This is a genomic window from Rhodanobacter geophilus (assembly GCF_040812275.1).
GTDB classification, from domain to species: Bacteria; Pseudomonadota; Gammaproteobacteria; order Xanthomonadales; family Rhodanobacteraceae; genus Rhodanobacter_A; species Rhodanobacter_A geophilus.
Genome location: NZ_JBFOHL010000004.1, coordinates 88,887 through 103,923, shown reverse-complemented (window position 1 = coordinate 103,923; position 15,037 = coordinate 88,887). Strand labels below are relative to the sequence as shown.

General features: G+C 70.6%; 11 protein-coding genes. All 11 read left to right on the top strand.

The genetic code is table 11. The annotated features are described in order from the left end of the window. Nucleotides 1–7: 7 nt before the first annotated feature. The gene (locus ABQJ56_RS06000; RefSeq protein WP_437343397.1) at nucleotides 8–1,396 is read left to right on the top strand and encodes a tetratricopeptide repeat protein; all 1,389 of its coding nucleotides are present in this window, start codon (nucleotides 8–10) and stop codon (nucleotides 1,394–1,396) included. Continuing rightward, nucleotides 1,393–1,833, top strand: coding sequence for a hypothetical protein (locus ABQJ56_RS05995; protein WP_367844084.1), 441 nt, complete (start codon nucleotides 1,393–1,395; stop codon nucleotides 1,831–1,833). Before ABQJ56_RS06000 ends, ABQJ56_RS05995 begins: the two co-directional genes overlap by 4 nt. Then, a complete protein-coding gene (locus tag ABQJ56_RS05990) occupies nucleotides 1,833–2,291 on the top strand; it encodes a PQQ-binding-like beta-propeller repeat protein (RefSeq protein WP_367844083.1) in 459 nt (152 codons plus the stop codon). The genes ABQJ56_RS05995 and ABQJ56_RS05990 overlap by 1 nt, the downstream gene beginning before the upstream one ends. Before the next feature lie 340 nt (nucleotides 2,292–2,631). Then, nucleotides 2,632–4,632: a type VI secretion system Vgr family protein gene (locus ABQJ56_RS05985; RefSeq protein WP_367844082.1), complete on the top strand. Its 2,001-nt coding sequence runs from the start codon at nucleotides 2,632–2,634 to the stop codon at nucleotides 4,630–4,632. Nucleotides 4,633–4,644: 12 nt separating this feature from the next. Continuing rightward, nucleotides 4,645–5,202 (top strand): DUF6931 family protein, encoded by a 558-nt coding sequence (locus ABQJ56_RS05980; RefSeq protein ID WP_367844081.1) that lies wholly within the window; start codon nucleotides 4,645–4,647, stop codon nucleotides 5,200–5,202. Between the two features lie 8 nt (nucleotides 5,203–5,210). Next, complete coding sequence (tagH, locus tag ABQJ56_RS05975) at nucleotides 5,211–6,518, top strand: type VI secretion system-associated FHA domain protein TagH (RefSeq protein ID WP_437343401.1); 1,308 nt, start codon at nucleotides 5,211–5,213, stop codon at nucleotides 6,516–6,518. A gap of 25 nt (nucleotides 6,519–6,543) precedes the next feature. Beyond that, nucleotides 6,544–7,884: a type VI secretion system baseplate subunit TssK gene (tssK, locus tag ABQJ56_RS05970; RefSeq protein WP_367844079.1), complete on the top strand. Its 1,341-nt coding sequence runs from the start codon at nucleotides 6,544–6,546 to the stop codon at nucleotides 7,882–7,884. Nucleotides 7,885–7,890: 6 nt separating this feature from the next. Then, nucleotides 7,891–9,246, top strand: a complete 1,356-nt coding sequence (icmH, locus tag ABQJ56_RS05965) for a type IVB secretion system protein IcmH/DotU (protein WP_437343396.1) — start codon at nucleotides 7,891–7,893, stop codon at nucleotides 9,244–9,246. A gap of 4 nt (nucleotides 9,247–9,250) precedes the next feature. Beyond that, nucleotides 9,251–12,775 (top strand): type VI secretion system membrane subunit TssM, encoded by a 3,525-nt coding sequence (gene tssM, locus ABQJ56_RS05960; protein ID WP_367844078.1) that lies wholly within the window; start codon nucleotides 9,251–9,253, stop codon nucleotides 12,773–12,775. 4 nt (nucleotides 12,776–12,779) lie between these two features. Continuing rightward, nucleotides 12,780–14,321: a type VI secretion system-associated protein TagF gene (gene tagF, locus ABQJ56_RS05955; protein WP_367844077.1), complete on the top strand. Its 1,542-nt coding sequence runs from the start codon at nucleotides 12,780–12,782 to the stop codon at nucleotides 14,319–14,321. Then, entirely contained in the window at nucleotides 14,318–15,037 is a 720-nt protein-coding gene (locus tag ABQJ56_RS05950) for a PP2C family protein-serine/threonine phosphatase (protein WP_367844076.1), read from the top strand. Before tagF ends, ABQJ56_RS05950 begins: the two co-directional genes overlap by 4 nt.

The window sequence follows — 15,037 nt, the reverse complement described above, 5'->3', positions numbered from 1 at the left end:
CGGGCGCATGAAGAGGAATCCTGCGCAGGTCTTCGTCCGCCCAGCGGCCGCGCGCGCGGCCACGCCGGCCTGGCGCCCCGTGCTGCAGCAGGCGATGCAGGCGCACCAGGCCGAGGATCTCGACACCGCCGGGCGGTTTTATCGCGAGGTGCTGGATCTGCGCGTGGCGCAGCCCGACGCGTTGCATTACCTCGGCGTGCTGTGCCACCAGTGCGGACGCAGCGACGAGGGCGTGGAGCTGATCCGCACCGCGCTGCAGGTCACGCCGAGGCACCCGGACGCGCACAACAACCTCGGCAACATCCACAAGGAATGCGGCCGTCTGCGCGAGGCGGAGGCCTGTTACCGCAAGGCTTTGGACTGCAGCCCGCAGCATCACAACGCCTTGAGCAACCTCGCCGTGGTGCTGGAGGCGCAGGAACGCCCGCAGGAAGCGTTCGAGGCCTACGAAAAGCTGTTGCGGCAGGCGCCGCGTTACGCGCAGGGCCACTATCTGCTGGGTTTGTTCCTGCGCAACCACGCGCAGAACCTCGAACACATTGAGCAGTCGGTGGGGTGTTTCCGCGAGGCCTATGCGCTGGAGCCGCGCTTCGTGCAGGCGCTGGAGGCGCTGAGCGTGTCGCTGTACGTGCTGGGCCGCACCGGGGAGGCCGTGCAGGTGTACCGCGACTGGCTGGCGCGCGAGCCGGACAACCCGATCCCGCGCCACATGCTGGCCGCCTGCGGTGGCGCCGAGGCGCCGCAGCGCGCGGGCGACGCCTATGTGCGCGACATCTTCGACCGCTTCGCCGACAGCTTCGACGAACAGCTGCTGCAGAACCTCGACTACCGCGCGCCGCAGGTGCTGGCGGACGCGCTGGGCACGGTGCTGCCGGCGCCTGCCGCCGCGCTCGACGTGCTGGACGCCGGTTGCGGCACCGGCCTGTGCGCGCCGTTGCTGCGCCCGCATGCACGCCGGCTGGTGGGCGTGGATCTTTCCGGCGGCATGGTGGAGAAGGCGCGCCAGCGCGGCGGCTACGACGCGCTGGACGTGGCGGAACTCACCGCCTATTTGCAGAAGCAGCCCGCCGCCTGGGACGTGGTGCTCTCGGCCGACACCTTGGTGTATTTCGGCGAGCTGGGTCCGGTGCTGGCCGCGGCGCATGCGGCGTTGCGGCCGGGCGGCTGGCTGGCCTTCTCGCTGGAGGCGGAAGCGGGCGACGAGGACCGCGTGACGCTTGCGGCCAGTGGCCGCTACCGCCATTCGCGCACCCATGCGATGCAAGCGCTGGAGCGCGCCGGGTTCGGCGACATCCGCATCGCCGAGGACAGCCTGCGCAAGGAGTTCGGCCAGCCGGTGCGCAGCTGGGTGGTGCTGGCGCGTTGCGCCGATGGCGCGAAGGCGGCGGCAGGGTGAGTGCCGGCGTCAGCAAGCCCGCCGAGTCGGCCGTCGAGACGGCATCGCGGCAGGAATGGCCCCGCTGGAAAAGCGACTGCAGCGGCTTCGTCCATGCCGTGGCCGGCGATCTCGGCATCGTCCTGTCGGGCAACGCCAATGCGATGGTCGACGCGATGGGCGCCAAGGCCAGTGGCTGGGTCGCCCTGGGGCACGATCCCGCGCTGGCGACCGGCTACGCCAACCGCGGTTTCTTCGTGGTGGCAGGTCTCAAGGCGGCCGGGCATGGCCATGTGGTGGTGATCGTGCCCACGCCGCCGGGCAGCCGCTATCCCCTGGGCTACTGGGGACGGCTGGGTGGCGTGGGGCGGGAGAAGACGGGGATCAACTGGTCGTGGAATCATCGCGACCTGCCCAAGGTCGACTATTACGCGAAACCCGTGCCGGAGGTGCATTGATGCGCATGGCCCATGGAGTGCTGACCCTTGCCCTGGCGTTGGCTCCCGCCGTCGCCGGAGCCTGCCACCTGGTGCCCATGGGCATCGCCGGCAGCGTCGGCAAGCTGGGCGACGTGTCGGTGGCGTTCGGCACCGCCGACGATGCGCAGCACCCGACCGCGTGGCAGGGGCCCTTGCGGATCACGACGGGCACCGCGCCCGCCTGCACCGTCAGCGACGAGGTGGCCGTCATCGAGGCTCCGGTGCTGCTCGGCGACGGGATCCTGTACGTGCCGACCTACTCGGGCAGCAACAACCGGCTCTACGCGGTGGACGCCAGGAATTGCCGCGTGCTGTGGCGCAGCCGCACCTTCAACGGGCCGACACGCCTCGGAGACGGCCGCCTCACGATCGGCGGCCGTCCGGTGCCGCTGGACCGGCTATGCCGCCCGACAGGCATGACGAAGGACGGCCGATAGGCACGGCCTGATCGCGGGAGCATGCAGCCCCGCGCGCAGAAACGCCTCGCCCGGGACGCACGAAAAGACCTGCCGGTCAACCGGTTGGATCGCCGCCGAGGCGATTTTTCCGTTGTGTGACCCGAAATGCCGTTCGATTGCGCATTACAGGGGGAGGAGTTCCTATGCCGCCCGTCGCTCGCCTTGCCAGCCCGCATGTCCACCCCTTGTCCCGGGGCCGCTTCCGTTGGCCTGCATCTTTGGCGATGCAGGTTGCCCGGGCGCGGCGCACCGGGAGCAGTGCCTTGCGGAAACCGCGCTGGCATGACCGGCTCCCGCCATGTTCCAGGAGCGTCGTCGCATGAGCGATCCCGTCAAGATCACTTCCAGCAAGTGCGACAACCTGCTGTTCGTCGGCATGAGCGCGGACGAGGAACTGGGCGAGCTCTTCCGGTTCGAGCTGCAGTTCGAGAGCGAGGACGCGAACATCGACCTGACCTCGCTGCTGGGCTCGTCGATGACCGTGACGCTGACCTTGCAGGACGGCTTCGTGCGCCATTTCAACGGCATGGTCTGCGAGGCCTCGCAGACCGGCGTCGCCACCGTCGACACCCTGGTCTACGCGCAGTACGCCGTCACCCTGGTGCCCAAGCCGTGGCTGCTGGAACAGATCGTCGACTGCCGCATCTTCACCGAGATGAGCGTCCCCGACATCATCCAGAAGCTGCTGGAGGAATCCGGCTACACCGACGTGAAGAACAGCCTCACCGGCAACTACGCGCAGCGCGACTACTGCGTGCAGTACCGCGAGGACGGCCTGGCCTTCATCCATCGCCTGATGGAACAGGAAGGCATCTACTACTACTTCACCCACGACGCCAGCAAGCACACCATGGTGCTGGCCGACGGCGTGGGCGCGCACGCCGCCGTCGACGCATTCAAGAAGGTGCCGTTCGCGCCCGGCGCCGGCGGTGCGCTGGGCAAGGGGGCGGGCATCGCCACGTTCGGGGCGACGCGCGGCGTGGACGGCGCCACCTTCAAGCTGACCGACTACAACCCGCTCACGCCCAAGGCCTCGCTGCTCTCCACGCAGACCAGCAGCGGCAACCAGCCGGCGACGACCTACAGCGCCTTCGATTTTCCGGGCGCGCATGCCGACGCGGGCGTGGGCCAGCACTACGCAGGCGTGCGTGCCGAGGCCCTGACCGCCGCGCGCTCCGGCTACCGCGGCTCCACCGACGCCTGCGGCGCGGAGGCCGGCAACCTGTTCACCCTGGGTGGCTACCCGCGCAAGGAGCTCAACCAGGAATACCTGCTGACCGCCACCCAGAGCTACCTGCGCGGCGGCGGCCACGCCTCGGGCAGCGGCGACGTCCTCGAGTTCCAGTGCCAGTTCCGCGCGCTGCCCAGCAGCATTCCGTTCCGCAAGGAAATCCGGACGGTGAAGCCCAAGGTGGTCGGCCTGCAGACCGCCATCGTCACCGGCAGCGACACCGACGAGGACATCGCCGTCGACCAATACGGCCGGGTGCAGGTGAATTTCCACTGGAACATGCCGGACAAGCCGAACGCGAAGTGCTCCTGCCCGGTGCGCGTGGCCTCGCCGTGGGCCGGCAAGGGCTGGGGCGCGGTGAGCATCCCGCGCGTGGGCCAGGAGGTGGTGGTGAGCTTCCTCGAAGGCGACCCGGACCGGCCGCTGATCATCGGCAGCGTCTACAACGCCACGAACACGGTGCCCTACGGCCTGCCCGACAACAAGACCCAGAGCGGCATCAAGAGCCGCAGCCTGCTCGGCGGCACCGACGACTTCAACGAGCTGCGCTTCGAGGACAAGCAGGGCAGCGAGGACTTCATCATCCACGCGCAGAAGGACATGCACGAGGAGGTGGAGAACGACCACGTGGTGACGATCGACCACGACGAGACGGTAGAAGTGAAGAACAACCAGACGCTCACCGTCGACAACGACCAGACCGAGACGATCAAGCACGACCGCAAGGTCACCGTGCAGAACGACGACAAGCTCGACGTCACCGCCAACGGCACCACCACGATCGGCCAGAAGTTCAAGCTCAGCGCGGGGACCGAGATCGACCTGGTCTGCGGCGCCGCCAGCATCACGCTGAAGAGCTCGGGTGACGTCGAGATCAAGGGCGTCAACATCAAGATCACCGGCGACGCCACGGTGAAGATGGCGGGCCAGGCTTCGGTGGACATCGGCTCCGGCGCCAGCGTGAAGGTGCACTCGGACGCGATGATGGACGTGGAGGGCGGCGCGATGACCACGGTGAAGGGGGCGATGCTGCAGCTCACCGGCGACGGCATGGCCAAGCTGGGCGGCGGCATCACCATGATCGGCTGAGGAGGCAGGCCCATGTCCGCGATCATTCAAGCGTCGATGCAGATGGGCTTGTCGCCCGCGGCCAGCGCGCAGCTGCGGCCGGAGATGACGCCGCAGGCGGCGGTGCAGTCGCTGCTGGATGCCGGCGAGGCGCAGGACGCGCTGAAGCTGCTGGCGCGCCTGCTGCCCAAGCGCTACGCGGTGGCCTGGCTGTGCCAGTGCGCGCGCGACCAGCCGCTGGAACTGGAGGACAAGGCCGGCGCCTCGCTGGCGGAGAAGTGGGTGCGCGAGCCCACCGAGAGCAACCGCCGCGCCGCCTACGAGTTCGCCAACTCCGGCGGCTACAAGTCGCTGGGCGCATGGATGGCCGCGGCGGCCGGCTGGTCGGGCGGCAGCCTGGCGCCGGCCGCGCAGGAGACGCCGGTGCCGCCGCCGGAACACCTCACCGCCTGCGCCACGGTGGCGGCGGCCAACCTGATGGCGGCGCTGGTGGCCGAACGCTTCGCGGCGCGCCGCGCCGAGTTCGTCGCCCGCGCCTTGACCCTGCTCGGCACCGGCGAAGCGGCCGGCGCGGGCAGCAAGGGAGCCTGAGCGTGGCGATGCAGACACTGACGCTTGCGGTGCTCGGCCGGCAGGCCGCGCAATTCGGCAGCCGCAGCCAGAAAACCTTCCAGGGTGTCGGCGGCAGCATCGGCCGTTCGGAGGATTGCGACTGGGTGCTCAGCGCCCCGGGCGTGTCGCGCATCCATGCGATGGTGCGTTGCCTCAACGGCATCTATTTCATCGAGGATCGCAGCACCAACGGCATGCTGCTCAACGGCGCGCCGTTGGCCAAGGGCGAGCCCGCCGCGCTGAAGGACGGCGATCGCCTGCAGATCGACACGTTCGAAATGTCGGTGCAGGTGCAGGCAGCGGGCCAGGCAGCGGAGGCGCCGCCAGCCGTCGCACCTGCACCGGTCGTGGCGCCCGCGTCCCTGCCCGCAGGCGACCCGCTGGATTTCGGCCTGTCCGACCTGCTGTCGCCCGCCAGGCCGCCGGCGGCCGCCGCGGGTGCCAGCCTGATCCCCGATGCCGCGTCGGCCGGCGGCGACCTCGATCCGCTGAGTTTCCTCGACGCGCCCTATGCGACGCCGACGCCCGAACCCGCATCGCCGCAAGCGGAGCCGATCCCCAGCTGGAACCACACCGCGGGTACCGCCGACCATTTCCGTCCGCCGGTCACCGACGTGCAGCGCCAGGCGCAGATGCTGCCGGAGAACTGGGACCTGACCATGGGCGATTTCGCGCCCGAGGTGGCGCCGGCCGCACCCGCCGCGCCGCTGGTGGCCGCGCCGCGGCCCGCCGCATCGGCGCCGGGCGCCCTGCCGGCGGAGCTGGAGCAGATCCTGCTGATCGTGGCCGACGGCGTGATGGACGTGCTGCGCGCGCGCGCCGAGATCAAGAACACCTTCCGCCTGCCGGTGACCATCATCCAGCGCTCGGAGAACAACCCGCTGAAGTTCGCGCCCACCGCGGACGAGGCGGTGCAGCGCATCCTGGCGCCCACCGGGCCGGCCTTCCTGTCCGGCAGCGCCGCCTTCCAGGACGCCTTCGAGGACATCCGCTGCCACCAGATGGCGATGCTGGCCGGCGTGCGCGCGGCGTTCGAGTCGCTGCTGGTGCATTTCAATCCCGACCGTTTCGAGCACGAGGCCGACGGTGGCGCGAAGCGCGCGGCCTTCGGCGGCAAGGGCCGTTACTGGGATCGCTACCGCGAGCATTTCGAGGAGCTGATGGGCAACCCGGACGAATGCTTCCGCCGGCTGTTCGGCGACGAATTCGCACGCGCCTACGAGGAACAACTGGCGCGGCTGAAGTCGGCGCGGCGGTCAGGGCAGGCGTCGCGCCCGTCGAACAAGGGCGCATGAAAACAACCACGAGCGGGTGCGAGGCATGACGCAGAACAACAAGGTGATCTGGAGCGAAGGGCTGTTCCTCAGGCCCCAGCACATGCAGCAGCAGGAGCGCTACCTGGAGCGCTTCGTCGAGCTGCGCGCCGGCAGCCTGCGCCCCTACGCCTGGGGCTTCCACGAGCTGGAACTGGAGGCCGACCTGCTGGCGATCGGCAAGCTGGGCATCAAGCGCGCGCGGGGCGTGTTCCCCGACGGCACGCCGTTCGCGATGCCCGGCGACGATCCGCTGCCGCCGCCGCTGGAGGTGGACGCGAACTGGCGCGACCAGACCGTGTACCTCACCCTGCCGCTGCGCTCGCCCACCCAGCCCGACAGCGGCCGGCCCGAGGCGCCGGCGGAAAAACTGTTCCGCTTCCGCGTGCGCGAGGCCGAGGTGCGCGACGCTTCCGGCAGCACCGACGGCGCGACGCCGCTGGAAGTGGGCGGCATGAGCAGCCGGCTGCTGCCGCAGTCGCAGCCGATGGAAGGGCTCACCCGCATGCCGCTGGCGCGCATCGTGGAATGCCGCACCGACCGCCGGGTGATGCTGGACGACGCGTTCATGCCCACCGGCCTCTCCTGCCAGGGCGTGTCGCGGCTGGTGACCTTCCTCACCGAGCTGCTGGGCCTGCTGCACCAGCGAGGCGAGGCGCTGGCCAGCCGCGTTGCGCTGACCGACCGCGGCGGCGCGGCGGAGATCGCCGACTTCCTGCTGCTGCAGGTGGTGAACCGCTGCCAGCCGCTGGTGGCGCACCTGGCCGAGGCACCGCTGCTGCATCCCGAAGAGCTGTACCGCACGCTGGTGATGCTGGCCGGCGAGCTGGCCACGTTCACCGCGCCGGGCAAGCGGCCGCCCGCGCTGCCGCCGTACCGCCACGAGGCGCTGCGCGAGAGTTTCGAGCCGGTGATCGCCGCGCTGCGCGCCAGCCTCAGCGCGGTGATGGAACAGAACGCCACGCCGATCCCGCTGCAGGAGCGCAAGTTCGGCGTGTGGGTGGCGGTGGTGCCCGACCTCACCCTGCTGGACAACGCCGCCTTCGTGCTGGCGGCGAAGGCCGACGTGAAGTCCGAGGAGCTGCGGCGGCAGTTGCCCGCGCAGTCGAAGATCGGCCCGGTGGAGAAGATCCGCGACCTGGTCAACCTGCAACTGCCGGGCATCCCGGTGTCGCCGATGCCGGTGGCGCCGCGGCAGATCCCGTACAACGCCGGCTACCTGTATTTCGAGTTCGACCGCCACGCGGCGATGTGGCGCGAGCTGAAGACGTCCGGCGGCATCGCGTTCCACTTCGGCAGCGGTTTCGCCGGGCTGGATCTGCAGCTGTGGGCGATCAGGGGAGGGTAAGCAGCGATGAATACTCCCAAGGGCCCCTACGACGACGATCCGATGCGCGACGCCACCGTGGTGCGTCCGCGCGGCGCCACGCCTGCGCCAGTGCCGGCGCCCGCGCCGGTCGCGCCACCGCCACCGGCCGCACCGGCACCTGCGCCGCGCGCCGCGGCGGCCATGCCGGCCGAGATCAGCGCCTTCCTCGGCGGCGGCATGAATCCGCTGGTGCAGGCGGCCAGCCCGCTGTTGTTGCTGGCGGTGCAGCTGCGCCACAGCGCCACGCCGCCGGACGCGACCCATCTGCGCGACCAGGTGGTGGCCCAGGTACGCAAGTTCGAGGGCCATGCGCAGCAGGCGGGCATTGCGCAGCAGACCGCGCTGGCCGCGCGCTACGTGCTGTGCACCATGCTCGACGAGGCGGTGCTCAACGCGCCCTGGGGCGAGCAGAGCGGCTGGGCGCAGCAGACCCTGCTGGTGACCTTCCACGGCGAGTCCTACGGCGGCGCGAAGTTCTTCCAGATCCTGGAGCGGCTGTGCGCGGACTTCTCGCGCCACATCGACCTGATCGAGCTGATGTACATCTGCCTCGCGCTGGGTTTCGGCGGGCGCTACCTGATCGAGGCGGGCGGCCGCGCCAGGCTGGCCGACATCCAGGAAGACCTGTACCGGCGCATCCGCGCGCAACGCGCGCCCGCCGCGCAGGAGCTGGCGCCGCACTGGCGCGGCATCCAGGACAAGCGCAATCCGCTGATCCGCTACGTGCCGCTGTGGGTGATCGTGGCCGCGGCGGCCTGCGTGCTGCTGGGCGCGTTCCTGTATTTCCACACGCGGCTGAACACGCTGTCCGCGCCGGTCAGCGCGCAGCTGGCGCAGATCGGCCTGGAAAGCCCCACGCCGCCGGCGATGGCCCAGCTGGACAAGACCAATCCGCCGCCGGCGCACCCCACGCTCAAGCAGTTGCTGGCGCCCGAGGAGCAGGCCGGCAGGCTCGCCATCGTCGAGCAGGGCAACGGCCGCGAGCTGGTGCGGCTGTCCGCCACCGGGATGTTCGCCTCCGGCGGCGTGGACGTGAGCGCGGCCGAGCTGCCGCTGCTGCACAAGATCACCGCGGCGCTGAACCAGGTGCCGGGCCGGGTGATCGTGGTGGGGCACACCGACGACCAGCCGATCCGCTCGCTGAAGTTCAAGGACAACTTCGCGCTCTCCGCGGCGCGTGCGCACGCGGTGCAGCAGGTGCTCGGCGAGGGCCTGGACAATCCCGGCCGGCTCGAAGCCAGCGGCGCCGGCGACTCGCAGCCGATCGCGCTGCCCCCGAACCTGCCGGCCAATCGTGCGCGCAACCGGCGCGTGGAACTGATGTACATCCCCGAGGGTTGAACCAGTGGCCAAGTTCCTGAGCTTGTTGAAAAGCGGCTGGTTCATCGCCCTCGTCGGCATCGTGCTGCTGGCGGTGCTGATCTGGCTGGGCGGCCCGTACCTGGGCATCGGCGCGTCGCAACCGCTGGCCGGCGTGGCGGCGCGCCTGCTGCTGATCGTGCTGATCGTGGTGGCGTGGCTGGCGATCCTGCAGATCCGCGCATGGCGCGCGCGCGGCAAGGCGCGGCAGATGTCCGGCGAACTGGCCGGGCAGGGCGCCCAGCCCGGCGATGGCGACCAGCGCAGCGCGGCCGAGCGCAGCCAGTTGCAGGCGCGTTTCCAGGAAGCGGTGGACACGCTGCGCAAGACCCGCCGCGGCGGCAACCTGTACGCGCTGCCGTGGTACGTGGTGATCGGGCCGCCGGGCTCGGGCAAGAGCACGCTGCTGCAGAATTCCGGGCTCAACTTCCCGCTGTCCGAGCGCTTCGGCAAGGAGGCGCTGCGCGGCGTCGGCGGCACCCGCAACTGCGACTGGTGGTTCACCGACGAGGCGGTGTTCCTCGACACCGCCGGCCGCTACACCATGCAGGACTCCGACCGCGATGCCGATGCCTCGGCGTGGGCGGAGTTCCTGAAGCTGCTGCGCAAGTACCGCAAGCGCCGGCCGATCAACGGCGTGGTGATCGCGATGAGCATGTCCGACCTGCTGACGCTGGACGAGACGGGCCTCGCGGAGCACATCCAGGCGATCCGGCGCCGGCTGGACGAACTGGCCACGCACCTGCGCATCGGCGTGCCGGTCTATCTCACCTTCACCAAGTGCGACCTGGTCGCCGGCTTCGGCGAATTCTTCGACGATCTCAGCCCGGAACTGCGCAGCCAGGTGTGGGGCTTCTCGTTCCCGCTGGAAGCGACCATGGACGGCAGCGCCGCCAAACGCTTCGGCGAAGAGTTCGATTTGCTGCTGCGCCAGCTCGATACGCGCATCCTCGACCGCCTGCATGCGGAGCGCGACCGCAACCGGCGCGCGGCGATCCTGTCGTTCCCGCAGCAGCTGGCTGCCTTGCGCGAGATCGCGCGGCGTTTCGTGGAGGGCGCGTTCAGCGGCCACGCCTACGCCGCGCAGCCGCTGTTGCGCGGCGTCTACCTCACCTCAGGCACCCAGGAAGGCACGCCGATCGACCGCATGATGGGCGCGGTGGCGCGCACCTTCGGCGTGGACGCGGCGCAGCTGCACGTGCCCGGCGCGCAGCGGCGCACCTTCTTCGTCGAGCGGCTGCTCAAGGAAGTGCTGTTCGGCGAGTCGGGCTTCGCCGGCACCAACCCCGCGCTGGAGCGGCAGAAGGTGCTGCTGCAGATCGCCTCCTACGCGGGCGTGTTGTTGCTGACCGTGCTGCTGCTCGCCGGCTTCGGCACCAGCTACGGCCGCAACCGCGGCTACCTCGCCGAGGTGCAGGCCGCGCTGCAGGGCTATCCGGCCAAGAGCGACATCGACGCCGCGACCACCCAGAAGGAATACTTCGCCCGCGTGCTCGCACGGCTGGAAGGCCTGTCCGCGGTGCAGGACGCAGCGAACAAGTACCAGGGCCATATGCCGCTCCCGATGCGCTTTGGCCTGTACCAGGGCAGCGCGGTGGGCGGGGAAGTGCACGATGCCTACCTGCGCGAACTGAACGGCCTGCTGCTGCCGGGCGTGGCTGCCCAGTTCCGCACCGGGCTCACCGGCAACGCCGGCGATCCGCAGGCGCTGTACTACTACCTCAAGGGCTACCTGATGCTGGGCGAGCCGCAGCACCAGGACGCCGACGAGCTGGCCGCGCTCACCGACATCGAGTGGCGCAAGGTGTTTCCCGGCGACACGGTGCTGCAGCAGGCGCTGGCGAAGCACTTCCACGCGCTGGTGGCCGAGCCGGGCCGGCTGCGCGCACTGAGCCTGGACAAGACCCTGGTGGAGCAGGCGCGCAGCACCTTGCGCACCGCCGACCTGCCCACCCTGATCTACGGCAACCTCAAGCTCGGCGCCGGCAGCACGGACTATCCGCCGCTGCAGCTGGACAAGGCGCTGGGCCTGCTCGGCAACGTGTTCCGCCGCAAGAGCGGCGCGGCGCTGTCCGAGCCCGTGCCGGCGCTGTATACCCAGCCGATGTTCCAGTACGAGGCGAGCAAGGGCATCGCGCAGGCGGTCGACCAGTTCGCCAAGGACGACTGGGTGTTCGGCGCCACGCCGATCGACAGCCTGCAGAAGGCCCGCCTCGCGCAGCAGGTGCAGGCGCTGTACGAGCAGGACTACATCAAGGCCTGGGACGACCTGCTCGCCGACCTGCAACTGCAGCCGGTCACCAGCATCCAGGACGCCAGTGCGATCGCCGCCAAGCTCGCCGGCCCCAGCTCGCCGCTGAAGGCCCTGCTCAACGTGGTGCGCGACAACACCAGCGACATGATGAAGGCGCCGCCGCAGGACGCCGGGGACAAGGCGCTGGCCGGCGCACAGCAGGCGGCGGAGAAGAAGGCGAAGCAGAAGCTCACCCAGAATGCGCTGGCCCGTGCGCTGGCCGCGGCGGGCGGCGGTGCCGCCGCGGCCGCGGCGCAGCCGCCGGGCGCGGCGATCAGCGCGCACTTCGCCACGCTGGACCAGCTGAGCGCCGGCGCACCGGGTGCCGCGCCGATCGACCAGACCCTGCAGGCGCTGGACCAGCTGGGCAAGACGCTGCTGACCATGACCGACTTCAGCAACGCCGCCGGCCAGCCCAACCCGCAGCTGCTGCTGGCGCAGCAGCAGGCATCGCAGCTGCCGGCGCCGGTGTCCGGCTGGGTGGCCTCGCTCACCGGCAAGAGCCAGGCGCTGGTGGCCAGCGGCACCAAGGGCGCGCTGGGCGACCAGTTCCAGCAGGCGGTGGGCAAGGACTGCGCCAGCTTCGTGCGCGGCCGCTATCCGTTCGCGCCGGACAGCCGCACCGACATCCCGCTGCAGAACTTCGGCGAGCTGTTCGGCAACGGTGGCAGCTTCGACAGCTTCAACAAGCAGACCCTGTCCAAGCTGGTCGACACCAGCGGCCGCAACTGGCAGTGGAAGAGCGGTCCCGGCGCGGTGGCCGGTCCGCCGGGCGTGCTGGCGCAGGCGCAGATGGCCGACGACATCCGCCAGATGTATTTCCGCAACGGCAACCTGCCCGAGGTGGATTTCACCGTGCAGGCGCCGCTGCTCGATCCCGGCATCGGCAAGCTGGAGTTCGACGTCGACGGCCAGAAATACGTCTACCAGCCCGGCGGCGCCACCAGCATGGCGATGAAGTGGCCGGGACCGCAGCCGGGCCACGTCACGATCTCCGCCTGGGACGGCGCGGGCACCCTGCTCAGCACCTTCGACTACCAGGGCGACTGGGCGTTCTTCCGTGCGTTGCAGGCGGCGCAACTGCGGAAGCAATCGGACCTGGGTTTCCTCGCCACCTTCAACTTCGGCGGCAAGGTGGCGAGGCTGACGATCCAGGCGAGCAACCTGAAGAACCCGTTCCTCAACACCGAAGTGCAACGTTTCCGGTGCGGGGGGTGACCGCATGCCGAATCCGACAGGGGCAGGATTTTTCGGCAAGCTTCCCGGAACCGGGGATTTCGTGCAGCGGCGCCTGCCGGCGTCCTTCGTGGATGTGTGGGACCGCCATTTCGAGCAGGCGGTAAGTGCCAGTCGCGCGCGGCTGGGCGATGGCTGGGCGCAGGCATGGCGCGACGGCGCGGTGTGGCGCTTCGTGCTGGCGCCGGGCATTTGCGGCGATGCGGCCTGGGCCGGCGTGACGGGGCCGGCCACGGACCGGGTGGGGCGCTGCTTTCCGATGGTGATCGCCGCGCCGCTGACGGATGCCGCCGCCATCGATGCGGCCCTGTGCAACGACGCCTGGTTCGCCGCCGCCGAGCGCGCGCACCGCAAGGCGCAGGCGAGCGGCGAGGGTGTCGATGTGTTCGAGGCGCGCATCGCCGCGCTGCCGGCCCCGCTGAGCCCGCCTGATCCGGCGGGCGAAGCCCTGCCGCAGGTCGACTGGCGCAGCGCGGGCCATTGGCGCCTGCCATTGCCTCCGGCGGTCGACACCGCCTTCCTGTCCGCGCTGTGGGCGCGGCTGCAGGCCTTGCCGGGGTACGCGCTGTGGTGGACGACGGGCGCGGCACGGATGCCGGCCAGCGTGCTGGTCACCCGCGGCCTGCCCGAGCCTGCCGCGCATGCCGGCATGCTCGATGCGGCGCATGCCGACATGCCCTGGCAGACGCCGGGCGCATTCGCCGCGCCACGCGCGCCCCAGCCGCCGGCGGCGCAGATGGCATCGCCGGGGTCGCCGCCGGCGCCGGTCCTTCTGCCCGACGACCTGTCCGAGCTGTTCGCCGACCTGGCGCCGCATCTGGACGCGGTCGAGCCCAGTGCGGCGGAGACCACGGTGCGTGCGGCCGACGTGGGCGGCGCGCGCGTGCTGCATCGCTACGATTGCGCGCTGACCATGGTGGTGGCCGACGACGGCGCGCCCGACCCGCGCCGGCAGGCGGCGGCAGCGGTCAGCGAGCTGATCGGCCGCTTCGTGCCCAGCGACTTCGTCGCCGGCATGCAGGCCCTGCGCACGCGCCTGCTGGTGCTGCACACGCGCCTGGGCCAGCTGGCCGAGGACCATGCCGAGCCGGTGCACGAGGATGGCGCGGTGATCGCCGTGCGCGTCACCGGGCGCTGGGCCGACCTGCTGCGCATCGGCACCGCGAGCGCCTGGCACTGGCGCGCGGGCCAGCTGCATCCCGTGTTCGCCGGCGGCGAGCGGCCGGCCGCTGGCGCCGGGCTCGGCGGCGACCTGGATGATCTGTTGTTCAGCCGCACCTCGCCGGTGGCGCCGGGACTCGGTGCGCCCACGCAGCCGATCTGCGACGAGATCGTCTGCGAGATCGACACCGGCGACCGCCTGTTGCTGCTGGCCACCCGCAAGCTGGCGGAACTGCCGTCGCCGCTGCTGGCCGAGGCGCTGGCGCTGCCGTCGCCGCATGCCGCGTGCGCGCACATCGCCGCCGCCGCGGGACTGGGTTCCAACGCGGCCGGCTGGCCGTTGGCCGTGATCGAGGTGCAGCCATGACCCTGCATTACCAGTCCGCCGGTCGTACCGAGACCGGCAAGGTGCGCCGGCACAACGAGGACTCGATCCTGCTGCGCGACGACGTCGGCCTGTGGGTCGTCGCCGACGGCCTGGGCGGGCATGCCGCCGGCGACTACGCCAGCCAGATGATCGTCGAGCGGCTGGGTGCGCTGCCGCGCAAGGGCAGCGTGTTCGACTTCATCGAGGCGATCGAGGACAGCCTGCAGCAGATCAACGCCGACCTGATCGCCACCGCGCTGGAGCGCGGCAGCGACATCATCGGCTCGACCGTGGTGCTGCTGGTGCACGACAAGGATTTCATGCTGTGCGGCTGGGTGGGCGACAGCCGCGCCTACTGCAACGAGGACGGCCGCCTGCGCCAGATCACCCGCGACCACGTGCATGGCACCAAGGACGACGTCACCCAGTTCGGCGGCGCCACGGCGACGGCGCAGGCAGGCGCCGGCGTGCTCAGCCGCGCCGTCGGCGCCGAGGAACGCCTGTTCATGGACTGGGTGGTGGCGAGCAACCGGCCCGGCACGCAGTTCCTGCTCTGTTCCGACGGCATCAACAAGGAGCTGGGCGACGAGGAGCTCGACGCCGAGTCCCGCAACCTGCCGGAGCCACAGGCCCTGGTCTCCCGCCTGTTCGAACTGTCGCTGCAGCGCGCCGCGCGCGACAACATTTCCGCCGTCATCGTGCGTCTCGAAGATTGA